The 23367-nt window shown below is 36.8% G+C and carries 20 protein-coding genes, 2 pseudogenes and 2 riboswitches; of the genes and pseudogenes, 3 read left to right on the top strand and 19 right to left on the bottom strand.

The genetic code is table 11. From position 1 onward, the window contains the following. Positions 1-1344 carry a TldD/PmbA family protein gene (locus OU989_RS07135; RefSeq protein WP_274796426.1) on the top strand — a complete coding sequence of 448 codons (1344 nt, stop codon included), beginning with the start codon at positions 1-3 and terminating at the stop codon, positions 1342-1344. Positions 1345-1441: 97 nt separating this feature from the next. Here the strand turns inward: OU989_RS07135 and OU989_RS07130 are convergent, their stop codons facing one another. The 9 genes and pseudogenes from OU989_RS07130 to OU989_RS07090 all read right to left on the bottom strand — a co-directional run bounded on the left by OU989_RS07130 (position 1442) and on the right by OU989_RS07090 (position 10744). After that, positions 1442-2287 (bottom strand): GNAT family N-acetyltransferase, encoded by an 846-nt coding sequence (locus tag OU989_RS07130; protein WP_274796425.1) that lies wholly within the window; start codon positions 2285-2287, stop codon positions 1442-1444. A gap of 13 nt (positions 2288-2300) precedes the next feature. Beyond that, complete coding sequence (locus OU989_RS07125) at positions 2301-2849, bottom strand: histidine phosphatase family protein (protein WP_274796424.1); 549 nt, start codon at positions 2847-2849, stop codon at positions 2301-2303. Between the two features lie 101 nt (positions 2850-2950). After that, positions 2951-4258: an ATP-binding protein gene (locus OU989_RS07120; RefSeq protein ID WP_274796423.1), complete on the bottom strand. Its 1308-nt coding sequence runs from the start codon at positions 4256-4258 to the stop codon at positions 2951-2953. 289 nt (positions 4259-4547) lie between these two features. Then, a complete protein-coding gene (locus OU989_RS07115) occupies positions 4548-5993 on the bottom strand; it encodes a spore germination protein (protein ID WP_274796422.1) in 1446 nt (481 codons plus the stop codon). Between the two features lie 152 nt (positions 5994-6145). Beyond that, entirely contained in the window at positions 6146-6613 is a 468-nt protein-coding gene (gene ribH, locus OU989_RS07110; RefSeq protein ID WP_274796421.1) for a 6,7-dimethyl-8-ribityllumazine synthase, read from the bottom strand. 54 nt (positions 6614-6667) lie between these two features. Beyond that, a pseudogene (ribB, locus tag OU989_RS07105) lies at positions 6668-7267 on the bottom strand (3,4-dihydroxy-2-butanone-4-phosphate synthase); the annotation flags it as partial. Positions 7268-7283: 16 nt separating this feature from the next. Continuing rightward, positions 7284-7922 (bottom strand): riboflavin synthase, encoded by a 639-nt coding sequence (gene ribE / locus OU989_RS07100; protein ID WP_274796420.1) that lies wholly within the window; start codon positions 7920-7922, stop codon positions 7284-7286. Positions 7923-8143: 221 nt separating this feature from the next. Beyond that, a riboswitch (FMN riboswitch) is annotated at positions 8144-8269 on the bottom strand. 189 nt (positions 8270-8458) lie between these two features. Continuing rightward, positions 8459-8584, bottom strand: a riboswitch (FMN riboswitch). 112 nt (positions 8585-8696) lie between these two features. Beyond that, positions 8697-10325, bottom strand: coding sequence for an ABC-F family ATP-binding cassette domain-containing protein (locus OU989_RS07095; RefSeq protein WP_274796419.1), 1629 nt, complete (start codon positions 10323-10325; stop codon positions 8697-8699). Between the two features lie 251 nt (positions 10326-10576). Beyond that, positions 10577-10744 (bottom strand): hypothetical protein, encoded by a 168-nt coding sequence (locus tag OU989_RS07090; protein WP_274797400.1) that lies wholly within the window; start codon positions 10742-10744, stop codon positions 10577-10579. A 348-nt stretch (positions 10745-11092) separates the two neighbouring features. On the opposite strand from OU989_RS07090, the gene OU989_RS07085 reads away from it, so the two are divergent. Further along, positions 11093-11710 carry an HAD-IA family hydrolase gene (locus OU989_RS07085; protein WP_274796418.1) on the top strand — a complete coding sequence of 206 codons (618 nt, stop codon included), beginning with the start codon at positions 11093-11095 and terminating at the stop codon, positions 11708-11710. A gap of 51 nt (positions 11711-11761) precedes the next feature. On the opposite strand, the gene OU989_RS07080 is transcribed toward OU989_RS07085, so the two are convergent. The 5 genes and pseudogenes from OU989_RS07080 to OU989_RS07060 form a co-directional block, all read right to left on the bottom strand. Beyond that, positions 11762-12586 (bottom strand): methyl-accepting chemotaxis protein, encoded by an 825-nt coding sequence (locus OU989_RS07080; RefSeq protein WP_274796417.1) that lies wholly within the window; start codon positions 12584-12586, stop codon positions 11762-11764. Positions 12587-12673: 87 nt separating this feature from the next. Then, positions 12674-13669: a VanW family protein gene (locus OU989_RS07075; protein ID WP_274796416.1), complete on the bottom strand. Its 996-nt coding sequence runs from the start codon at positions 13667-13669 to the stop codon at positions 12674-12676. 365 nt (positions 13670-14034) lie between these two features. Then, positions 14035-14994: pseudogene (locus OU989_RS07070) on the bottom strand (beta-propeller fold lactonase family protein); the annotation flags it as partial. Between the two features lie 284 nt (positions 14995-15278). Continuing rightward, the gene (locus tag OU989_RS07065) at positions 15279-15887 is read right to left on the bottom strand and encodes a CAP domain-containing protein (protein WP_274796415.1); all 609 of its coding nucleotides are present in this window, start codon (positions 15885-15887) and stop codon (positions 15279-15281) included. Positions 15888-16096: 209 nt separating this feature from the next. After that, positions 16097-16723 (bottom strand): transmembrane-type terpene cyclase, encoded by a 627-nt coding sequence (locus tag OU989_RS07060; RefSeq protein WP_274796414.1) that lies wholly within the window; start codon positions 16721-16723, stop codon positions 16097-16099. 168 nt (positions 16724-16891) lie between these two features. Here OU989_RS07060 and pgeF point away from each other — a divergent pair, with 168 nt between their 5' ends. Beyond that, positions 16892-17653: a peptidoglycan editing factor PgeF gene (gene pgeF / locus OU989_RS07055; RefSeq protein ID WP_274796413.1), complete on the top strand. Its 762-nt coding sequence runs from the start codon at positions 16892-16894 to the stop codon at positions 17651-17653. Between the two features lie 57 nt (positions 17654-17710). On the opposite strand, the gene OU989_RS07050 is transcribed toward pgeF, so the two are convergent. The 5 genes from OU989_RS07050 to OU989_RS07030 form a co-directional block, all read right to left on the bottom strand. Further along, a complete protein-coding gene (locus tag OU989_RS07050) occupies positions 17711-18820 on the bottom strand; it encodes a Ger(x)C family spore germination protein (RefSeq protein WP_274796412.1) in 1110 nt (369 codons plus the stop codon). Then, complete coding sequence (locus OU989_RS07045) at positions 18817-19896, bottom strand: GerAB/ArcD/ProY family transporter (protein WP_312505778.1); 1080 nt, start codon at positions 19894-19896, stop codon at positions 18817-18819. The genes OU989_RS07050 and OU989_RS07045 overlap by 4 nt, the downstream gene beginning before the upstream one ends. A 22-nt stretch (positions 19897-19918) precedes the next feature. Continuing rightward, complete coding sequence (locus OU989_RS07040) at positions 19919-21316, bottom strand: spore germination protein (protein WP_274796410.1); 1398 nt, start codon at positions 21314-21316, stop codon at positions 19919-19921. A gap of 143 nt (positions 21317-21459) precedes the next feature. Then, on the bottom strand, positions 21460-22827 hold the full coding sequence (locus tag OU989_RS07035; protein WP_274796409.1) for an amino acid permease: 1368 nt from the start codon (positions 22825-22827) through the stop codon (positions 21460-21462). A gap of 311 nt (positions 22828-23138) precedes the next feature. Further along, positions 23139-23348, bottom strand: a complete 210-nt coding sequence (locus OU989_RS07030; protein ID WP_274796408.1) for a hypothetical protein — start codon at positions 23346-23348, stop codon at positions 23139-23141. Between the last annotated feature and the right edge of the window lie 19 nt (positions 23349-23367).

The raw sequence follows: 23367 nt of genomic DNA, 5'->3' as shown, positions 1-23367 counted from the left end.
ATGAGCATTACACAATACCAAAAAAATCTTTTACAACAAGCAGTAGAAGCTGGATTAACAGAAGCAGAAGTCTATTATGAACAGAAAACTTCATTTCAGTGCACACTTTATGAAGGTGAATTGGATAGCTATGAAACATCAGACGATGGCGGTCTCAGTCTTCGAGGACTCTATAATGGAAAGATGGGCTATGCATATACAGAAAAAGTAGATGATGATTCTATCGCTTTTTTAATTGATCAGGTGAAAGCCAATGCGGATGTACTCGATGAGCCTGAAGATCTCTCTATTTTTGAGGGTAGCGAGGAATATGCTCAACATTCTTTTTATAATGAAGAACTAGAAGCAGTGAGTATTCCAGAAAAGATTGAATGTTTAAAGGCTATAGAGCAAAAAATCAGAGCGTATGATCCCCGCATTATAACGCTCGATTATTGTATACTTCAATACTATTCAACTGAACGTGCTTTAGCGAATAGTAATAATTTATCTTTATCACATAAGGAAAACGGCTTAGTCCTCTTCCTGTCCACAGTTGTCAAGCAAGGTGACGAATTAAAAGCTGGTAGTTATTTGAAAATGACAAGAGATTTTCATTCCCTTGATGTAGATGCTATTGCCAAGGCTGCTGCTGAGGAGGCTCTCGCCCATTTAGGTGAGCAATCCATCCCTTCAAGCAAATATCCCATCATTCTCCGTCATGATGCCGCAGCGGAATTACTAAGTACCTTTATGCCGATTTTCTCCGCTGAGAAGGCACAAAAAAATCAGTCATTGCTAAAAGGCAAAGAAGGACAGCAAGTGGCTTCTGACATATTGTCACTCATCACTGTACCGTATCATCCTGAAGCGTTATCAGGAGGCAATTTTGATGGTGAAGGTGTTGCCACTAAACAACAAGCCATAATTACCGATGGCACATTACAAACACTCTTGCACAATCGAAAAACAGCCAAAAAAGACGGCTGTGAGTCAACAGGTCATGCACAAAGAGAATCTTATAAGGACACTTTGTCTGTCGCCCCACAAAACTTTTATATTGCACCCGGCCAAGAGACACAGGACTCATTAATCCACTCTTTAACTGAAGGTGTGCTTATTACGGATCTATCAGGACTTCATTCAGGAACAAATAGTATTTCTGGTGATTTTTCAGTGGCAGCTAGAGGATTCCATATTCAAGATGGTCAAATTGCCTCACCAGTCAAACAAATGACCATTGCAGGTAATTTCTTCACATTATTAAAAGATATACAAGCCATTAGCTCAGATCTGTACTTCTTACCAAGTGGCCATGGTTCGCCCTCTTTCATTGTTAAAGAACTAGCAGTAACAGTAGAATAATAGAAGAGCGAGCCATCCATACTTCCGGAGGCTCGCTATTTCAATAAAAGACATGTTCTCCATTTTTTATTCCGGGTTCTTTATTACAATAGTTTGCTTAGAATTGCTTTTTCATCTGTACCTGCTCTGTCGTCACCTTTAGGCCATTCTTTAATAAAAAGCTAGTTGCGGGATTATTAGCTAAAAAGTTAACAGCCGTCATTTGGACTGGACATGTTGTGACGCTTTCGAGAAAGTTGGGTAGTAAATTTTGATGTCGATCTTCAAGTATCTCTAATTGGTAGAGTAGTATTCGCTCCACTTCACCACTATCATTCCAAACGGTTTTGTATAGCATATAGCCCAGTGCTTTATTATCGTCGTTATAAAAAATCTTGGCTTCTCCCTGTTTCACACTCTGCCAGCTACATTGCCACGGCACATCTTCCTGATAGAACGGGAAATGGGGTAGTTGCTCAGGGCGAATAGTTTCTATATGAATGCGAGCTGTATGTTCAAATTCCCCTTCATATTCCCCACTTAAAAATAGCAACTGATTGGAAATAGCATAGCCATATTTCTCATATACCGCAATGGCTACCTTATTTTCTTTGATCGCTTCCAACGTAGCGATCTCCACCTGTTCTCGCTCGTAGATAGCTAGGGCTTCTTCCATTAATAAATGGGAAACTCCTTTACCACGATAGTCTGGTGAAATACCTGTGCCACCATTCCAAGCAGTTTTCTTGCCATTGACGATACGGAAACCGTTTAGAACGATTGCAATTGGTTCATCCTGGTCAAAAATAACAATAGAATGCGTTGGAGACAGCCCCTCCCCAACTAATCGATGCAAAAACATTTCTGCCGTCATGTTGATTTCAACAAAATATCCTTCAAAGCCTTTATTCCATGCTTTCAATACTTCCTCTAACGTGCACTGTGAAACAGTTTTGATCTTCATATTGTCCCTCTTCTCAAATGGAATCTATTTTTGCTAAATCTTCTAAAGTTAATTTCTTCACAATATCATATCCTTGACCTGGACCTTTTGGCCGTATTACTACCGTTCCCATATCGGGGAGGATGCCAAGTCCCACATCTCTAGGAAAGCTATGGCCAATGATTACACTGTTCATGCCCTGTGGCGGAATTATTTCCAGCATAGATGAAAGGGCTATTAATATTCTAGTTTGCTCACTGCTAGGAAGATCGCCACCTAACTTATAGATGTCATACAAAAAGGGCACAATTTGTACATCGTAATTTGGAAATGCCAGCCGAGCGGTTTCAATTGTTCGACAAAATGGACTTGTTGCAATAGGAGAAAGGATAGGGATTTGCCAATAACGTAGCATTTGACCAAAATAAACAGCTTCCCTACGCCCTTGTTCTGATAAGTTTCTCTGATTTTGACAACTATGAAATGTACCATAGGGTTGATCTACACCAACCGTTGCTGCCCCATGCCTTCCATACAAAATAAGCCCGCCCTTTTTCATTAATGCCAGGAGGCTCTTTTCCATTTTCTTCATCTCCTCCATCATATCACTTTATACTTTGTAATGTATGTCCTACATATTAAAAAAAGCTCCCCACAATTGTTTTGTAGAAAGCTTTTTTCCTGTTATTTTATTGGTATATTAACAATGGCAGTCGTTTCTAAATGTGTTGATGAATCGATCGAAATATGACCATTATATTTTGAAACAATTTCTTTAACTATAAATAATCCTTGTCCTCTTAGTCTACCATTCTCAAGTTTTTTCGTTGAGAAACCTTGTTTAAATATTTGGTCAGGATGAGCAATATTTGGACCTGTATTGGTAATTTTAAATTCATATTGTGCTTCATCTGCTCGACAGCAAATCATTATTTTACGTTGTCCCTCCGGTAACTCTACTGCAGCATCTATGGCATTATCAATTAAGTTCGATAGAATCTTGATTAAATCTGTCGTTTTAATCTTATTAAAGTCATCTTGAGAGATAGTAAAATCCATATCGATGTTATGATTCTGTGCCGTTAACTTTTTCGTTTGCAATAATATGGATAAACCTGGATGATCAATATTTAACTTTAATGATTTAATTGCTTGAACCTCTTTGGATAGTGAAGACAAATATTGTTTGGCTTGCTCAGTCTTTTCTAATTGAAGAAGACCGTGTAATACTTGAATATGATTCGTAAAATCATGACGTAATGATGACACCGACGTAATCAATGCTTTGATTTCTGCTTGATATGTGTCTTCAGTAGCACCAACTTCTTTCGCTACTTCCTTTTGATACCATCTCTGTAAAAATAAAAAAGAACCAATGACAATTAAAATAAAGACTCCATTAAAGATAAAAATAAATAGATTGTCTTCAATGACTTTACCTTTAATACCATTTAAAGTATCTGCGCTAATATCAATACCTAAAAACCCAATAATTTTCCCATTGTCATCTTTGATGGGTGCGCCAACTGATAAGTAGGAACCATGTATAGAGTCATGTATGACCTCTGTAACATAGGTTTCACCGTTATAAGCTTTTTCAACTTCCTTCGCGGGAACGGTACAAACTACCCCAATTTCGAAGCCCTCTCTCATTTCTTTTGGCATCCCTGTAATCATGGCTGTCGATACTTCTGGATTATCCACCTTTAGGGTGTAAACAAATAGTGCACCCAGTTTTATTCTTGCATCGTTTAAGTAGCTTCTTACTTTCCAATAATACGCATTTTCCTGTGGATTATTCAAAAATTGCTGATAAGCATCCGTATCAATAGATGAAGCAATGGAACGGGCAGCCTCTAAACTTTGATTGGCAATCGACTCCTCAACGGTCTTTTTAATTTTTACATAGGATGTAAAGATGTTTAAACTTGTAAACAAACATAATAAAAACGTTGATAGAATTAATATTAGTTTTACTTTTCGATTTTTCATATAAAACGGGACTTCCTCATCTATAAATATTCTAGAATATTATTATATTATAATTAACTCTATTGTATCGTTTGTATTGCGAACATTGCTTGTATATCCTACATAAATTAAAACATAAAATCAAATTTTATTTTTCCATTACTAAAATTATACACTTAACAAATAGTTTAATAATCCTTAACAAGAAAGTAAACTAAAAAGGTAAATAGTAACGTTTTATGTCTCTTTTCACTAAAATAAAACAAAGAAAAAGACCAGGTACTAACAATACCTGATCTTCTTTGAAAAGTTATTTATTTTTACTTGAAGTACGTGTTCGATCTTGTGGCTTTAAAAAGGAAGGTCGCTTGCTATAGCCCTTTGGAGAAACACGTAATAAAGATTTTCTAATATTGCCTTTTTCAAAATCTGCACTAAAGTTAATATATGGTACACCTAGTACTTGCATATTTGCTGTATACAGTAGAATGAAGAAGACTGAAATAAAAAACCCAAATAAACCCAAAAATGCAGATGCAATAATGATGATTAATCGGAAAATACTCATAGCTGTCACGAATGATTGATTAACAAGTGTAAAAGCAGCAATACTTGAAATGGCAATCACCACAATCATCGAAGGGCTTGTAACACCAGCTTTTATCGCAGCATCGCCGATAATTAAGCCACCTACCACACTAACGGAGCCACTGACAGCACTGGGTAGACGTAAGTTCGCTTCACGAAACAGTTCAAACATAAATAGCATTAGTAGTATTTCTAAAATCGTTGGAAATGGTAAACCCGTTCTTGACTCTACAACCGTTGCAAGAAGTAGAAAAGGTAGCTGTTCTTGATGGAAAGTTGTTAATGCAAGCCAAAAGCCGGGTAATAACATACTAATCATTATGCCTACAATTCGTAGCACTCGTTCCATTGAACTGACAATAATAGGATATTCATTATCTTCTGCCGATTTAAAAAGCAACATAATATTTGTTGGTGTAATCATGGCATACGAAACACCATCAATCATGAGAAGTATTCTTCCCCTAATCAATGCCTGGACTGCAAAATCTGGTCTTCCGGTATAGTCATGTCTTGGAAGAATCGTGGCAGTTTTCTCGATTGCTTCCATTAATAAATCACCATTGACAACGATATCCGTATCAATCTTTTGTAATTGTAATCGAATTTGCTCCAGCATATTGAGGTTCACAATATCTTCCATAAAAAGGATCGCTACTGTAGTTTTAGAACGTTTACCAATTTCTAATGTCTCGACACTAAATGAATTGGTTGGTAATCGTTTTCTTAACAAAGCAATATTAATGAATATATCTTCAATAAAGTCATCTCTAGGTCCTTTAACTACTAATTCAAGTGTTGTTTCTCCAGGCTCTCGGTTAGGTCGTTTTGAAATATTGCTCGAATATAATAATTGATTTTCCTCAAAATACAATAATACGTGGCCCTTATAAACTCTTGTCAGTATATCCTCTTTCGTTAGTACCTTTTGAAGATAAGGAATTTGTAAATGCTGTTCTATTTGTTCTGCTAGCATTTCGTCAGAGCTATTATTTAATAAGTCTTGAACCCGTTGAACAATCACTGTTTGAAGTATTTGCTCGTCTACCATCGCATCACAAGTTATAAAATGTACCGTATATTGCTGAAATTTATACTGTTGGAATATCACATCAGCAGAGCGTTGAAATAGTGATTTCAGCATTTTCAAATTAATCATTTGTTCCATTGATGAAATACTTCTCATCTCCTACTGAGCCAGCTCAAGATTAGTACATTTATGATAAACAACTTTCAATAAATACACTTAAGCATATTTTTCCCATGGATATTAAAAATATTCAAGAAAACAAATGATGTGATGGCTATTAGAACATGTTCTTATCCAATCATTTTTTTCAGATTTGCCATTTCAATTGCTGACATTGCAGCATCATAGCCTTTATTACCAGACTTCGTGCCAGCACGTTCAATTGCCTGTTCAATATTTTCTGTTGTGACAATACCGAAAATAACAGGGACATTTGTTGTTAAGGACACATTGGCAATACCTTTTGCCGACTCATTGCACACATAGTCATAATGTGTTGTTGATCCACGAATAACAGTTCCTAATCCAATAATGGCATCATATTTCTTTGTTTCTGCTAATTGCTTAGCAATAAATGGAACTTCAAAAGCTCCAGGAACCCACGCTACGTCAATAGATGCTTCATCTACTCCATGTCGTGTTAAACCATCCATTGCTCCATCCAATAATTTGCTTGTAATAAACTCATTAAAACGTCCTACTACTACCGCTATTTTTAAATCTGTTCCAATTAATTGTGCTTCAAATTTTTTACCCATTGTTCTTTCTCCTTTTTAAATAGATATTGTATTTTCTGTTGTGAATAACCGATTGCGATAGGCAACCAATGCTTCTATCGATATCATTTTTAAGCCATGTTGAGCTGCGTACTTTGTCAGCTCTTCAAAACGTAGCATCTGTCCATCATCACCCATGATTTCGCAAATAACACCCGCAGGCACACTCTGGCAAAGCTTTGCTAAATCAACAGTTGCCTCAGTATGTCCTCTACGCTCTAAGACACCGTTATCCTTTGCAATTAGAGGAAAAACATGGCCAGGTCGACGAAAATCAGTTGGCCTTGCTTGATCTTCAATCATCTTTTGAATTGTCAACGCGCGTTCAAAGGCACTAATTCCTGTCGTTGTTTCTTCATGGTCGATACTGACCGTAAATGCTGTTTGATGGTTATCTGTATTGTTCTGAACCATTGGATGTAGATCTAGCTTTTGTGCTAGCTGCTGTGAAATAGGCGTACAAATAAGACCTCTACCATAGGTTGCCATAAAGTTAATTGTTTCCGGTGTGATGAATTCAGCAAGCGCTAGAAGGTCCCCCTCATTTTCTCGATCTTCATCATCAACTACCACAATTATTTTGCCTTGCTTTAAATCTTCTAGGGCTTCTTCAATTGCATGCAGCACTAGTGTCATCTCCTCATTTTTTATATTAAAAACCATGTTGGGCTAAGTAATCTCTTGTAATGGTTGACGTAACTTGTCCTTTTTTCAGTTGCTGCAAAATATACTTACCAACCAAATCTGTTTCGATATTTACGATTGCTCCAACCTTCTTCATACCTAAAACAGTTTCCTTATACGTATGCGGAATCAATGAAATAGTGACACTGTTCGATTCAACATGAAAAATGGTTAAACTCGTGCCATCAATTGTGATGGAACCCTTTGGAATACAAAAGCTTGTGAGTTCCTCTGATAACTCGATATCGATATAGACTGCATTAGCAACCGGACGCTTTCGTAAAATTTTCCCGATTCCATCCACATGTCCAGCTACAAAATGACCACCAAATCGCCCATTTGCAGGCATAGCGCGCTCCAAATTAACGGGATCTCCTATCGCTAGCTGCTGTAAATTAGTTGCTTTGACTGTCTCAGGCATAACATCCATGGTAAGTTCCTGCTGCGTAAAATGTGTCACCGTTAAACAAACACCATTGACTGCTATACTATCGCCAAGCTTTACATCCTCCACTATTTTGGGTGATTGAACAGTAATTTTCATACTGTACTTATCGCTTTGCACGGCTTTAATTGTGCCAATATCCTCTACAAGCCCCGTAAACATTTCTCCACCTTCTTTCTTTTTTTTGACAGTTTTTATCCGTCACTTTTCGGAGTGTTTCCGTTAATTTTAGTTTTCTATCCGTCATTTTAAACGTTGTATCCGTCTCCCTTCCTAGCTAACAAAAAAAGAAAAAACCCCTTTGACAAAGGGGTTTTGGGAGTATAAGACATCAACAAATAAGCCTATTTGGATTAACTTTTTTTCCATAGACTACTATCTCATTTGTTCTTCTCCCATCCAGACTATAACTGTCGGTTTTGGATTTGCACCAAATCAGCTTGCGCTCACGGACTTTGAATGACTTCATCACCGCCGATTGGGAATTTCACCCTACCCCGAAGAACATCTTCTATTCAATTAGTTTGTTCGCTAAATCAGTGAGATCTACTATGCATCTCTATCCTTGAGGTGGTTGTATTGCGTACTTGTTATTAAACGAAAACAAAAAAACTTCCCGCATAATGAATGGGAAGTTTGTAATAAATGCATAGTCAAATAAACCCTCTAAATTATTTTAAATTTAAAAAGTTTGCATTTATACCCTTCTCCCATCCAGACTATAACTGTCGGTTTTGGATTTGCACCAAATCAGCTTGCGCTCACGGACTTTGAATGACTTCATCACCGCCGATCGGGAATTTCACCCTACCCTGAAGGATATTTTTATTTAGCTAGTTCTAACAATAACACTATTTTATTATATTATCCATCCTTCTATCTTAAATTTTTCAAAAAAAGGGCCACCCCTTGCTTAAGAGGTGGCGAGTAGTACTGTTAATTTCTTATATTTCGAAGAACATAATCATCATAATTCCCTTGAAAAACAGTCACATTCGAAGGAGTAAGTTCAAGCATTTTACCTGCTAATTTATTTAAGAAATAGCGATCGTGTGAAATGCTCAATAATGTCCCCTCAAATTTTAAAAGTGCTTCCTCTAATACTTCTTTACTAAATAAGTCGAGATGATTGGTCGGTTCATCCAAGATAAGGACATTCGCTTTCTGTAAAATCAGCTTCGCTAAGGCAACACGAGCCTTTTCCCCACCGCTTAGAGAGGAAACCTTTTTAAAAACATCCTCTCCTGTGAATAAAAAATTACCTAGCACCGTTCGTACTCTTGCTTCTTCAATCGTTGGAAATGCACTCCAAACCTCATGTAGTACCGAATTATCGGGGTCTAATGTTGCCTGTTCTTGATCGTAATAGCCAATCGTAACACCATGCCCCCAAGCCACTACCCCACTATCTGGCTCAATCTCTTTAAGCAGTGCTTTAATTAATGTTGATTTTCCAACACCATTCGGCCCAATTAAAGCAACCCTATCGCCTCTGTATAAGTCAAAGGAAATATTTCGCAACAGCGTTTTTTGGATATTTTCTACCTTAAACGATATCTCTAAGTCTCTTACCTTCAATACTTCTTTATGCGATTTCTTATCCATAGCAAATGCCATTTGTGCATGCTTTAAATCTTTTTGTGGTTGATCAATCCGTTCAACTCGTTCAAGTTGCTTCCGTTTATTTTTAGCGCTTCTCGAAGAAGTTGCCATGGCAATATTCCTTTGAATATAATCCTCCATTTTAGCTATTTGTTGTTGTTGCATCGAATATTTTTTCTCTAGCAACTGACGATTCTTAGCTTTACTTTCTACATATTGAGAATAATTACCGCTATATTTTGTGCCTTTTGTACGCTCAATCTCATAAATTTCATGGACAAGGGCATCTAAAAAATAACGATCATGAGAAATAATTAAAATGGCCCCTTGATAGACACGTAAATAATTTTCAAGCCAATTTAATGTCTCGAAATCCAGGTGATTTGTCGGCTCATCCAAAAGTAATAAATCTGGTTGTGCTAACAGGATTTTGGCAAGAGCAAGCCTTGTTTTTTGGCCACCACTGAGCTTCTTAATCAGTGTATCGTTGGGGATGTCGCCAAAACCCATACCATTTAACATACTTTTAATTTTTGGCTCAATATCATAGCCACCTTGTTGCGTAAACCAATCCGCCTTGCCAGCATAGCGTGTCATTATTTGCTCAAATTTATCCGGATTATGGACTAAAGATGGCTCACTCATTTGCGCCTCCAGTTCTCGAAGTTCCTGTTCAACCTTTAGTAGCTCCGTAAATACCCCGAGCATTTCAGACCAAATCGTTTGTTCCATCTGCAATCCACTGTCCTGTTTTAAATAGCCTACTTTAACCCCTTTCCCCATGAAAATCTCCCCCTGATCGTATGGAAGATCTCCTGCAATTATTTTCAGTAACGTTGATTTTCCAGCTCCATTTACCCCAATAAGGCCCATGCGATCCCCACGTTCCAGTTTTAAGGTAATGTTTGAGAGAATAGGATCTCCTAAATAGCTTTTACTAATTCCATTTAATTGAAGTATCATTTTTTCAATCTCCTTATTTATTTTGGCCATCATTTCACCAAGCGTTAGCACTTAAGAAATAAATGGACGTATAAGGTTACACATCACTTCTCTCTCCTCCCCCAATAAAAAAAAGGCACCGTAATAAACGGCACCTTTGAAAAAATAAACCTCTGTAATGAAGAGGCTTTATTCTATATTTCACAATAAAACACAAAAAGCGCCGATCAAGAACCGGCGCTTACCCTGCTTTCTATTTTACAGTAATACTACTAAAAATAATTATGATAATTTGAAGGTAAAAAGCTTCCGGAACCTGTTTCCATATGAAATTTGCTTAAAAAAGGGCAGACCTCTCCCTTTGCCAGCAAGTCCCCACAGAAATTGTAAGATTTCACCTCTATCTCAATCAAACCTTTTGCGAATTTAGCTTCCATCACTTTTTACCTCCTTTCGAATAATAGTATCAATTAATCTAACACAAATTTTTAGAGATTACAATTGTTTTTAAATACTGGCTTTTTTCATTTTAATGCATAAACAATAGGCAAACACTTATTTTTTTGAGTTGGCGTCTATCGTTTGAAAGCCCAATTTCTTTTGAGAGAGCGCTTTTTTGTACGACCATTTCCGTTGCAATCGCAGTATTTTTTGATAATATTTACCATAAGATGTTTACGTACGCTCAAAATGGTTGTTGTTTCATGAGGCAGTTGTTAGCCCATTCCATGTAACATTTTTAAGCATAAAACGTCAATACAACTAGATGGTAAAGGAGAAAGTTTGCAATGAAGCATATTATCTTTGATTTTGATGGAACATTGGCAGATTCAACTGCCGTGTTTGCATCAGCATGGAATACATTAGCTCAAAAATATAAATTTAAAGGCATCGAATTAAAGGAAATTGATGCCTTGAAAAAATTATCGATTTCTGAACGGAGTAAATTATTTGATTTTCCAATGTATAAATTGCCGATGATTTTACCGCAATTTTATAAATTGTATCGCCAATCGTTAAATGATGTTCATCTTTTTGATGGAATGAAAGAAGTACTGCTGGAAATTGATAAAAGAGGCTATAAAATCCTCATTATTTCCTCAAATTCTAAGGACAATATTTTAGAATTTCTAAAAATGAACGGTATTCATTGTGTAGCCGATGTTCTTTGCTCAAACCGAATTTTCGGCAAGGATAAAGTGATGAAAAAGTTTTTAAAGGAATCGAATGTTCACTCATCCGATGTGCTATATATCGGGGATGAACAACGGGATATTGTGGCTTGTAAAAAAGCAGGTGTGCCCATTGCTTGGGTGGAATGGGGCTATGATGCCAAGGAAGTGGTTAAAAATGAAGAGCCTGAATACAGGGTAGCAACTCCTCAAGAAATTTTAGAAATTATTTAATTATAGAGTAGGATAATAGCAATCTACTTGGCTATTATCCTTTTTTCTATGCTATCCTTTAATCTCGCTAATATGCATGAGCTTTTCTGCTGTATTATTAACCCCTTTATAGGCATCCGTTAATTCGTGCATACTTTCTGCAAATTGCTGGGTAAAGGCAGCAATTTGATTAGCAGAAGCATTCACTTGATCAATAGATTGCTTAATGCTTTCTAATTGTCTTGTAATACTATCGGCACTATCAGTACTGCTTTGGGACATTTTTTGAATTTCTGAAGCGACAACCGCGAAGCCACGCCCATGCTCACCTGAACGTGCAGCTTCAATCGAAGCATTTAAGCCAAGAATTTTTGATTTCATTGCCAAATCTTTTACTAAATTAACAATGACATTGATTTGTTCAATGTCGCCAGCCATCGATTCAGAGAAATTAGATAGCTCTTCCAAACGTTTTGAAACATCCATACTAGCAGTGGCTAACCCTTCATTTGTAGTAGTCATTTCTTCCACAGTACTTGAAAGTTCTGTAGCTAATAAACGCATATTATCCATTTTTTCATTCGAAATAATGGCACTTAATACGCCTATAACTTGTCCACCATCAAAAATAGGCTGTGCAGAGGCGATATAGGCCATACCAAATCCTTCTGCACTTCGTTCTTCCTTCACAAATCGACCTGAACTTAATGCTATTTCCGTTGCGGTTCCTCTATATGTATGGACGGATTCACCTATCCCTACTTTCAGGTCAACATGTTTACCTGGTTTGTAGGCAAGAACCCTTTCTGTATCTGCCACTATGACACAAGCATCTTCTGGATATGTCGCTTGGTATAAATCAATAGAATCAATTACTGCCTGTATTTTTGGATGCATGGTTTTCCCCTCCCAGAGCTTTTCAAATTAACTATATCATGGCACCTAAAAAAAGACACCAATGTCTATTAGTGTCTTTTCACTATATTATTGCTTTGTCAATAATTCTACATATTTCTCTGCTGTTCGTATTTCGATTGTTAGAAAATCTTTGCCATAGCTAGTCTTTATTAAAAATGGTACATCATTAGTGTTTTGAAATCTAAAATCTAAACTACCATAGGACACCGTTGCGTCCCTCCCCTTTGGTACATACCCTACGTCTAAGGAATGGTGATGGCGCTCCACATATTTAACTGGAATTTGATCCACTGCATTAAATAGGGTTGAAGATGTTTGACAGATCCCCCCGCCGATGCCCATGACAACTTTTTTATTAATAATTTCTGGTGCAGGCTGATAGCCATGAGCTTCATCTCGTGGTCCCACAACCGTATTAAACGAAAATTGGTCTCCACTGCCAACGATCACATTATCAATGGCCTTGGCAGAAAGCTCAATGTTTTTATTTCTCCCCACATCAGCGCTATTAAAATAGGTTGTAAAGGATGCGACAACAACCTCCTCTAAATAAGGAATATCCTCAAGCGAATAGCCACTTTGAGTGGTATAAAGTGGCACTTCCACTTGACCACCAGTCGCTGAGGCTTCTAAAACTCTCTCCACTAATTCACTTTCTTTTAAAATCGTTTGTGGTCTTCCCTTAATTATATTCCCTGTTTCATCCAATCGATCAAGCACCATCCGCTGATCATAGCCATTGGTTGTTTTCGTTCCTCTCGCTAATTCCTTAGCGACTTGCTCGATAAACTGCTGATAGGCTTGCGGATTTGTCTCATAGCCACTTTCCTTTGGTGAAATCGTTTCAATAATCGTGTTTGTCGTAGGATCCACTATCTCTACAATAGCCGGCTCATTTTGCGTTATTTGCTCGGAGTTAACAGGCTTTTGTAATTCTTCGATTTGTTGCTTTAATTGCTGATTTTCTTGCTCTAGCCTATGCTCATTTGCGGCATTTTTTTGACATCCCACTAGTCCTATCATACTTAATACGCAAAATGCAGCCATCCACTTCTTTCTCAACAATGTACACCTACCTCTATCTTCATACTACAGAGACATCTTATTCGTATATTGCTAATAGTGTGTGGTTTTTATGGAAATTTATTTATCTGTTAATGGGAAACATAAATCATAACGACCTTTGAAATCAACATTTAATAAAATTATGTAGTGCTAGGATAGCCATACTAAAATTTAAAATGAGAGAGCTATCCAAAATCAGGCTATACAATTCATTCGTAACTTTCTATCAGAACATCTTTTGGCCATTACTTTCTTTAACACCCCAATATGACGTCTTGAATTTTAGTGGTGTTGATTTTTAGGAGGCTACTACTTTAATTTTGTTTGCAATCTTTGAGTACTTCAAAAAATTAGCTCATTTACTATAGGCAGATTGTTCCAGTATCTATACCAGTCGGACCATTAAATCCTGGAATTGTATCCACTACCATATTGGTTGCAATATCTATAACAGATACTGTGTTGTCCGTTTGATTTGTGACATATGCCAACATTCCATTTGGCAAAATGGTTACTTGATCAGGAGATGATCCTACAGGAATTGTAGCTATCACCATATTTGTTGCTGTACTGATGACAGAAACAGTATTACTACCTTTATTGACAATATACAAAAGTGTGCCATCAGGCGTAATGGCTGTTCCTACAGGCCCTGTTCCCACAGGAATTGTATTGATTACTGTATTTGTTGCAACATTAATGACAGATACATTGTTGCTATTTTCATTTGTAACGTAAGCAAATTGTCCACTTGGAGTAAAAACAATGGATCTTGGGCGAATTCCAACAGGGATTGTAGCAACCACCGTATTAGTAGCTGTGTTAATAACCGATACAGTACCTGAATTTTCGTTTGCCACGTAGGCAAACGCACTATTCGGCGTAAAAGCGATACCTTGAGGTTGGAGCCCAACTGGAATGGTAGCTGTTACGGTATTTGTCGCTGTATCAATGACGGATACAGAGTTAGCTGCTGGTCCATGATTTGAGACATAAGCAAGGGCACCATTTGGTGAAATCGCTATACCAAGCGGCTCATCTCCTACAGGAATCGTAGTGACTACCGTATTTGTTGCAGTATTAAAAACTGTGACATTATCGGAGAAGAGTGCTGGAACATAACCAAATGCTCCGTTTGGTGTGATCGCTACCTCTAAAGGAGCCGTTCCTACTGGAATGGAAGCAACAATAGTATTTGTCGCTGTATCAATCACTGATACCCTATTATCAGGGGTTTCTAACTGCCCAGCATCCGTCACATATACTAAATAATCACAGACTGGTATTGGTGGTTCTGGTAAAAATGGTGGCTTACAACGGCAAGGGCAACAAAAACCACAACAATGACAATGACAAGCAGGATTGGATTTAAACTTAAACCTAAAAAATTTTTGTTCTTTTCCCACAATAAACGCCCTTTCTATCATATATGGATACAATATGCCGAAAAAATTGTAATTTCTTGTGCGTTTTACCCAAACATATTGTTTCTGAAAAGTATTAAGGGATGTTTAATATACTTTAAATGGATTGATTTGATTTTATTTATCTACATAAAAAGAACTGTCCTCATCAGTGACAACTGAATTCGGGCAGTTCTGTATAATTATTTTTGAATAAACATTTGTGTCCAGTAGTTCCCATCCTGTACATAGCCTATCCCAATATGTGTGTAGCTTTTGTTGAGAATATTAGCTCGGTGTCCTTCACTATTCATCCAAGCTGTGACAACCTCTTGAGCTGAACGTTGGCCCTTCGCGATATTTTCGCCAGCCGATTTATAGGTGATGCCGAAGTTTTTCATCATAGTAAAAGGTGAGCCATATGTTGGACTAGTGTGGTCAAAGTAATTTTTATCATGCATATCTTGAGATTTGTTTTTTGCTACTTTTGATAGCTCTAAATCTTCATGTAATGCTGGTAGACCTGCTTTTGCGCGCTCTGCATTGACAAGTTTAACTACCTCTTGTTCAACACTTGCTTGTTCCTTTACAGAAACAGTGATTTTTTGTCCAGGGGAAATTTGATTTGGATTCGTAAGCTGTGGATTGGCATCAATTAATTCTTGTACTCCAGTTCCTGTTTTCAACGCTATTTTCCATAGAGTATCTCCAGATGCTACAGTATAGGATTCAGCTGCCATTGCTCCTACTGGTACTAATAAAGAAGCTGCTATTACTGAAGAAAATGCTGCTTTTTTGATTTTGTTCAACATGTTAATCATCCTTCCTCTTTGCTCTACTACTATCGTAAATAGTTTTAGTGCGATAATCATCACAAAATATTTGGAAGGATTTTTACAATTGTATGACATGCCCCCAACATTAACAGACAAAGCCCATTTTGACGCCCTCTTTATCCTTTCACTTGTCATCAAGTTGCAATCTATTTGTAATTAGCATACATTACCAATAGGTACATCTGTTATAATTTTGGTTTTTGCTTCTGCCAACGATAGATTAAGAGAATATAAAGCCAATCATAAAAGAGCGTTGCCACAGAAATAATGGTAATCAGTGGCGTGCGGAAGTAGAGATAAAAGCCAACTGAGGCAAACAATGTACCTAACATTTTACAGATAGCAATTGCCATCGACTGGCCCGCCAAATTCCCCCTTTGCAACAATAGAGCGATAAATAAACCGGACATCATGAGATTTTGAAAAAAGGCCGCGTACTTCCCTTCGTAATCATGAAACTCATGGACTAAGCCTAAAATCGTCAACATGCTGAAAACTAAAGTCAGCAAAAAGGAGAAATACAATAATTTTTTTGAAAGCATTCTACGGTATTCATTTGGAGCATAGCGTAAAAATTGCATTAAAATAAAGATGTCTAATAGGAACCAAATGAGCGTAATGAATCGTTGGAGATCATTTTGCGGGTAGATAAAAGCAAAGATAAACTCCCATGAAATATTGGCACAAATTGCCGCCATGGGCATGCCATATTGTTTATCTCGCCATCCTTTATAAATAACGAGTATATATGTAATAATCCAAAAAAGGCCCATACCTAATTGGCAAATCAATAATATGTTTAGTTCACTCAAAATTTGCCCTCTCCTCTAGCTATCAATATCATTCCTTCCACTATATGTAGGGAAATTGGTTCATTATGTCTAAAAGATTGATAGTCGGGTAAAAGAGAGCTAAATAACAAATAACTGCAACCTATACTTTCCATAAGTAATCCTATATAGTAAAACGAGGTGATTAGAATGAAAACAAAAATTTATGTAGATAATGAACAATTTATTGCGGGTACTACCTTAAAAGACCCATTGGAATTGGAGCAAAATAATATGGCGTTGCACATATGCGACAATGTTCAAGATGTGATTGAAAATCGTCAACAATTAGCTGCTACGTTGAACTGTGATTTACAACAATTTATTTGTACAGAGCAAACCCATAGTGCTAATTTCCACAAGGTTACATTGGCCGATAAAGGACGTGGAGCTGAGCAAATGGATACAGCAGTTAAAAATACGGATGCTCTTTATACCACAGAGCCCAATTTATTAGTATGTAGCTTTACCGCAGATTGCGTTCCCGTTATTTTTTATAATGCAGTGAATGGACTAGTTGGTGTTATCCATTCAGGCTGGCAAGGAACAGTCAAAGAAATAACCCTAAAGTTATTCCAACATCTAGTACATGAAGAACAATGCCGACCTGAGGATTTTCATGTTCAAATCGGCATGGCTCTAAGTCAGCAAAAGTTTGAGGTTGACGCAGATGTCTACGAAAAATTCCATAGCCTGGGCTATGCTGAACAATTCATGTATTTTAATGCTGAAACCAATAAATATCATATTGATAATCAACAAACCGTCAAAAAACAATGTGAGCTTGCAGGTATTCCAGCAGAGCACATACAAATTGATGCAACCTGCACATTCCTTAGCCCTGATGGCTTCTCTTACCGTCAGGACAAAAAAGCAGGCAGACATTTAAGCTTTATTATGCGCAAATCATAAACATAAAAAAGGACGAACAGATCTGCGCTCTAATGGATTGCAGATTTGATTGTCCTTTTATTTTAAGGTTCCTGTACTAATAATGGATGTCTTAACATGTACTTCTGTATTTAGCTTTCTAATTAGTTCCCTTGTTTTTTTAGTCGTCCATTTTCCGTGATAATACATTCTAAATTTCTCACTTAATCCACTAGGATCCACATCCATCGTTTTTAATTTATCTAGAAATTTAGTGATATCCTCTTTCAGCTGCTTATTAACATCTTTCTCCAAATGACTAATGCTCTCAGCGGTTTTTAGCTCATACTCTCTTGCGCCTTTATATTCGCTTAATGTCCCTTTAATGTTAAGGTTAATGGTTATCTTAGGTGACTCAATATCCTTATTGCTTTGTATATTGACCGTACTCTCAATTAAATCAATCATCAGCTTCTCTTCACCATGTCCCTCATGCAAATCTAAATGGAGCGGCGCCAGATTTTTTCGTCCCTGTAAAGCTTGAATAATGAGCGCTTCCTCTGGCTTTATCAGTTCATGCATATGGCTCCCTTTAAAAATAGCAACACCCTTTATTTCTAACTTATCATCAAGCTTTTCAATATAAGGAAGAATTGTGTCTATCACTGGATTTGAAATGGTGTAAATGAAATCATGGACATTTGTATTGGGATTAAACGCCGTATTAATACTTGGCTCTAAAAGATCATTAATATAAAAATTAATGTTTGGTTTATCAGGATAATCTCCCTTTAAAATAGTTTCTGCATTGTCCTTTGCAATAGCAATAAGTACCTTATTGCCTACCTCTGCATTTCTGTATAAATGCTGAATAACCTTTCGCACCTGCCCTTTTCGTGCAAACTCTTCATTGACTAAGACAACACGTAATTGGTTAAAGACAATCTTTTTATCTGATAGCTTTTCAATTTCTACTATTCCATTTGAAACAAGGTCAGTAGCAACAGAGAAAATTTGTGTGTTTTTTTGTGCTTCGGGCGAATACTGCGGAATGGCTACGGTTAATTTCATTTGCTTATCATCTATATAATCAAAAGCCATTGTACCAACCATACCTATATCCTCTAGTGGAACCTTTTGTTCCTTTCTTGCACAACCAACTAGTAACAATAACAAGGAAAGGATGATGCATAGAAGCTTTTTATTCATTGCTCCACCTTCTTTTTTCTAACTGCATATACGAGCATTAATATGACTGGCCAAATAATTAGCATATAGCCTATATAATTACTTGCTGCAAATAGCTTTTCTTGAACCTCGCGGGAAAAAGGCATCTTGACAATCACAAATATGATAGCTGCAATTAAATAGAGTATATAAATTTTTTTCTTTTTAAATACTGAGTCAATTCCTATTTTGGCACACCATACATAGGCAGTTACGGATGATAATATTAAAAATACCCATAGCGTGATCCCAATAATATCTATTCGTTCAACAAACGTAAATTCACCAGCTTTAAATAAATTCAATACAGAAAACTCCACATTTTTCAATTGCCATTCAGAATAATAGATGACACTTACGACTGTTGTGAAAAAACAAAGAAAAATACTAATCCAAATCCCGATTAGCGAATGGCGAAATGCCTTTTTCTGATCCATAATATAAGGAAAATAAATCATGATTAATTCATAACCAAGGATTGATAAATAGCCATCTTTGAACGCATCAAAAAATTGTTTCGCATTAAAATTAAATAACGGAAGTAAATGGCTAAACTCCCCTTTTTCAATTGCCCACCGTGTAAAGTAGACCATGGGGATTGTTATAAAAAAAGTCATCATGCAAAATCTAGCTATTGATTTTATGCCCCCACTTACAATGTAAATAAGTAAAAGTAATAAACAAATAACAGGCAATGTGATCGTTTGTTCAGGCAGCGCTGTACTTTGAATGAGATGCATATAATTACTAATGATACCTGCACTAAAGACAATAAATTGCAAGACAAAAAATAGGTTAATGGCCTTTCCTATGATTTTTCCTAATAATATTTCGTTGATACGAAATAAATGCTCAGTAGGATATTTAGAGCAAAGCCAAACCATTGGCCAAAGAGTTAACGTAGCAGTTATTCCAAATATAATCGGCACAAGCCACTGAGTATACCCCATCGAACTCATTTTTTGCGGCAACGAAAGTATACCTGTACCAATCATAATGCTTTGAGCCAAAAAGATGACATGATAGCGGTTCAAAACCTTTAATTTAGCTGTGCTCAACGTCTTCACCTAATTTCTCTTCCTACTTTTTTGTCTGAGTTCTTGAAATTCCCGTCTTTTTCGTTAAATATTTCAATGGAAATCTGATGACATTATCTAATAAATCTGTCGGCTTTCTTGGTATCCCTGGTGTCATATAATTTGTTCCTAAAGATTTTAGACTTAGTAAATGATGGATTAACCATGCAAAGGCGAGCATCTGGCCAAATAAACCAAAGAGCCCTGCGGATAAAATAAAAATATATCGTATAAAGCGGCTCGTATTACTCATTAAAAAGATTGGTGGTAGGAACGATAATAAGGCAGATGTTGCGACCAGGACGATTAGAATATTGCTGAGTAATCCTGCTTCTACAGCCGCCGTACCTATTACAATACCTCCTACGATACCAATTGTTTGGCCGACTTTTGCAGGCATTCGAGAGCCCGCTTCTCGTAAGACTTCAATAATTAGCTCGATAAATAACACTTCAATCAAAGGTGGAAATGGTACCTTACTCCTCGACTCTTGAAGGCTTAACAATAATTCATAAGGCAAAATTTCTGGATGGAAGGTTAAAGCTGAAATATACATTGGTGTAATCATGATCGTTATGAAAAAACCAAAAAAGCGCAGCATCCTTAATAAAGATGCCGTTGTCCAGCGGTTGTAATAATCCTCAATCGAAACGAACATCTCAAAAAAGGATGTAGGGCAGACAATCGCTAATTGACTGTTATCCATAAACACAACAATTCTACCATCTAGAAGGTACCGACAAACACTATCTGGACGTACGGTCATATAATATTGTGGAAAGGGTGATAACGGATTATCTTCTATTAATTGCTTTAAAACTGAAATATCCGTAAATAATGGATAATTCACTTGATCAATTCGATTTCTTAAATTTTTCAAGTTTTCGTCATTCACAATATTGTCCATATACACGATCGATATTTTAATATTAGCCTCAGAACCTACAATCCGGTTTTCATTTTTTAGCATAGAACTTTGAATACGTCTTCTTACTAAAGAAATATTGGTTTCCAATGATTCTGTGAATGCATCCTGTGGCCCAATCACGGTTGATTCTGTTTCAGTATTGGTTATAGCTCTGATTGGTGCACTAAATGTATCCATACTTACAAGTGCATTTGTTTCATGAAAGAATAGCAAGGTTTGACCAGCATTCAATCGTTTAATGACATCCTTTACGTCCTTTGCATCTATATATTGAGACATTTGATGTATCTGTTTTAAATTATTGGCCAACGGTATTATTACCATGGTTTGTAAGGTCATTTTTTCAATAAGAGAGGAGAAATAAATGACCGTGACGTCCCCTTCTTCCGTTGCCATCATTTTCAGTTTTACATCATCTATTTCATTTAATTCCTGCTTTAAATGTGCAACGATTTGTTCAGGTATCCCACGCATCCATATCAACTCCTTGATTTCCCAAGACATGTCCATCGTATAAACTTTTTAGTAGTTTGGCTTTTTACAGTTGAATTATGTAAAAATTGTGCTAGCAAAAAAAGGATGCATCCCATTTTTGAGATGCATCCTCTTAAACTATTCTATTGAATCTTACCGTATCGGTTTTTGCCAATACCAAATACATAGTAGCTGACTGTGACAAGTACTAAAAAAACGATGCCAACAATTAATGATATACGCGTATCATCATTAAACCACATGCCAATTAGTACCATAATTAAAAAGATAATCGTTACATAGTTTGTTAATGGCGCGAAAGGCATTTTGAAAGGATGCTCTGCAAGTTGGGCTCCCTTCACCTTTCTAAATCGAATTTGACTAATTAAAATAATAAACCATGGAATCATCCCTGGTAAAACACTCGCACTATACACATAGACAAATAAATTTTCAGGTGCAATATAGCTAAGAATAACGCCAATAACTAGTCCAACTAACACACCAGCTGTACCAAATAAAGGTACACCATTACTCGAAAGCTTGGCGAAAAATTTGGGTGCTTGTCCATTCATAGCAAGCGTATATAACATACGTCCAGCACTATAAATCCCACTGTTACAGCCTGACATAGCCGCTGTGATGACAACAAAATTAATAATACCTGCAGCAGCTGTAATACCAACCTTAGCAAATGTTGCAACAAACGGGCTACCGATTGTGCCAAGTTCATCCCATGGATAGACTGTAACAATCACAAAAATAGCTCCGATATAGAATATTAAAATACGCCAAATAATACTTTGAATCGCATTGGTAATTGTTTTCTGCGGATTTTTTGCTTCTCCCGCCGTAATCCCAATTAGCTCTACCCCTTGATAGGCAGCGACTACTAAGGATAATGCAAAGAAGAAACCTGTCCAGCCACCAGTAAAGAAGCCACCATGACTCCATAAGTTGGATAAGCCAATCGCAATACCATCATTGCCAAAGCCAAAGAAAATTAGTCCAACCCCTGCGATAATCATCAAAATAATCGTGACGATTTTAATCATAGCAAACCAAAACTCAAACTCACCAAATGATTTGACAGAGATAAAGTTCGCAACCCCTAATATCACCATAGCAATAAGACCCGGTATCCAAGCTGGTAACTCAGGGTACCAATATTGCATATACGTTCCCACTGCTATAATTTCCGACATCCCAACAATTACCCATTGAAACCAGTTACTCCACGCAGTTAAATAACCCGCCAACGGATGAATATATTTGTAACCAAATGTCGCAAAAGAGCCAGTACTCGGCTCCATATAAAGCATCTCACCCATTGCCCTCATAATGAAAAATATAAAAATACCTGCAATCCCATAGGCAAGGAGTACGGAAGGACCCGTCCATTGAATAGCACTTGCTGAGCCCATAAATAGGCCAACTCCAATTGTCCCGCCAAGCGCAATCATTTGGATATGACGTGCTTCTAATCCTCGTTTTAATTCTTTATTGGCCACTCTGTTACGCCTCTTTTCTGTTGTTCTTTCTACGATGTTTTTACTTTAAAATAATAATCAATTTTTCTAAAAAAGACAAATGTATTTTTAGGAAAAACAAAAAATATGGCTATTTTTATAGAATAGCTATGCTCATAGAAATAAAAAGATGCCTTTACTCATCAGTAGAGACACCTCTTTGTTTAATTATTTATCCATTTTCTAAGAACCCGGAATCCATCCGCTGATTCCTGTCATATATAGCCCTACTATAATCCGAAAATTCAAAAAACTCTATTCCGATCACGATGAAAGGAATAGAGTTTACTTCGTTATTGTAATAAAGTTTGTTCTTGTAATTTAGCAGAGAAGTATTTCCGTGCATCTGCTGTTAAAATTTGCAGTAATGTTACTTCATCTTGGCGAGCAAATTCGACAAACATCCCACTTAAGTTTTCGTAGACATATTTGATTTTGAAGCCACTATCTAAATAATGATCCACTTTTTGGATTTCCTCTGTGCTTTGTTGGAATTCAGACATGCCATCACCTCACCTTCTT

The organism is Lysinibacillus irui, from assembly GCF_028877475.1.
Taxonomy (GTDB): Bacteria; Bacillota; Bacilli; order Bacillales_A; family Planococcaceae; genus Lysinibacillus; species Lysinibacillus irui.
The sequence above is the reverse complement of the archived record's forward strand: the minus strand, read 5'-3'. Positions and strand labels throughout refer to the sequence as shown.

Bases quoted from the DNA above. Each gene is read 5' to 3' on its own strand.
- OU989_RS07095 (WP_274796419.1), bottom strand. From the start codon at position 10,325: ATGATACTTCAATTAAATGGAATTAGTAAAAGCTATTTAGGAGATCCT.
- OU989_RS07080 (WP_274796417.1), bottom strand. From the start codon at position 12,586: ATGCATCCAAAAATACAGGCAGTAATTGATTCTATTGATTTATACCAA.
- OU989_RS07135 (WP_274796426.1), top strand. From the start codon at position 1: ATGAGCATTACACAATACCAAAAAAATCTTTTACAACAAGCAGTAGAA.
- OU989_RS07040 (WP_274796410.1), bottom strand. From the start codon at position 21,316: ATGCGTGGGATACCTGAACAAATCGTTGCACATTTAAAGCAGGAATTA.
- OU989_RS07085 (WP_274796418.1), top strand. From the start codon at position 11,093: ATGAAGCATATTATCTTTGATTTTGATGGAACATTGGCAGATTCAACT.
- ribE (WP_274796420.1), bottom strand. From the start codon at position 7,922: ATGTTTACGGGGCTTGTAGAGGATATTGGCACAATTAAAGCCGTGCAA.
- OU989_RS07115 (WP_274796422.1), bottom strand. From the start codon at position 5,993: ATGGAACAAATGATTAATTTGAAAATGCTGAAATCACTATTTCAACGC.
- OU989_RS07130 (WP_274796425.1), bottom strand. From the start codon at position 2,287: ATGAAGATCAAAACTGTTTCACAGTGCACGTTAGAGGAAGTATTGAAA.
- OU989_RS07125 (WP_274796424.1), bottom strand. From the start codon at position 2,849: ATGGAAAAGAGCCTCCTGGCATTAATGAAAAAGGGCGGGCTTATTTTG.
- OU989_RS07050 (WP_274796412.1), bottom strand. From the start codon at position 18,820: ATGAATAAAAAGCTTCTATGCATCATCCTTTCCTTGTTATTGTTACTA.
- OU989_RS07065 (WP_274796415.1), bottom strand. From the start codon at position 15,887: ATGTTGAACAAAATCAAAAAAGCAGCATTTTCTTCAGTAATAGCAGCT.
- ribH (WP_274796421.1), bottom strand. From the start codon at position 6,613: ATGGGTAAAAAATTTGAAGCACAATTAATTGGAACAGATTTAAAAATA.
- pgeF (WP_274796413.1), top strand. From the start codon at position 16,892: ATGAAAACAAAAATTTATGTAGATAATGAACAATTTATTGCGGGTACT.
- OU989_RS07120 (WP_274796423.1), bottom strand. From the start codon at position 4,258: ATGAAAAATCGAAAAGTAAAACTAATATTAATTCTATCAACGTTTTTA.
- OU989_RS07030 (WP_274796408.1), bottom strand. From the start codon at position 23,348: ATGTCTGAATTCCAACAAAGCACAGAGGAAATCCAAAAAGTGGATCAT.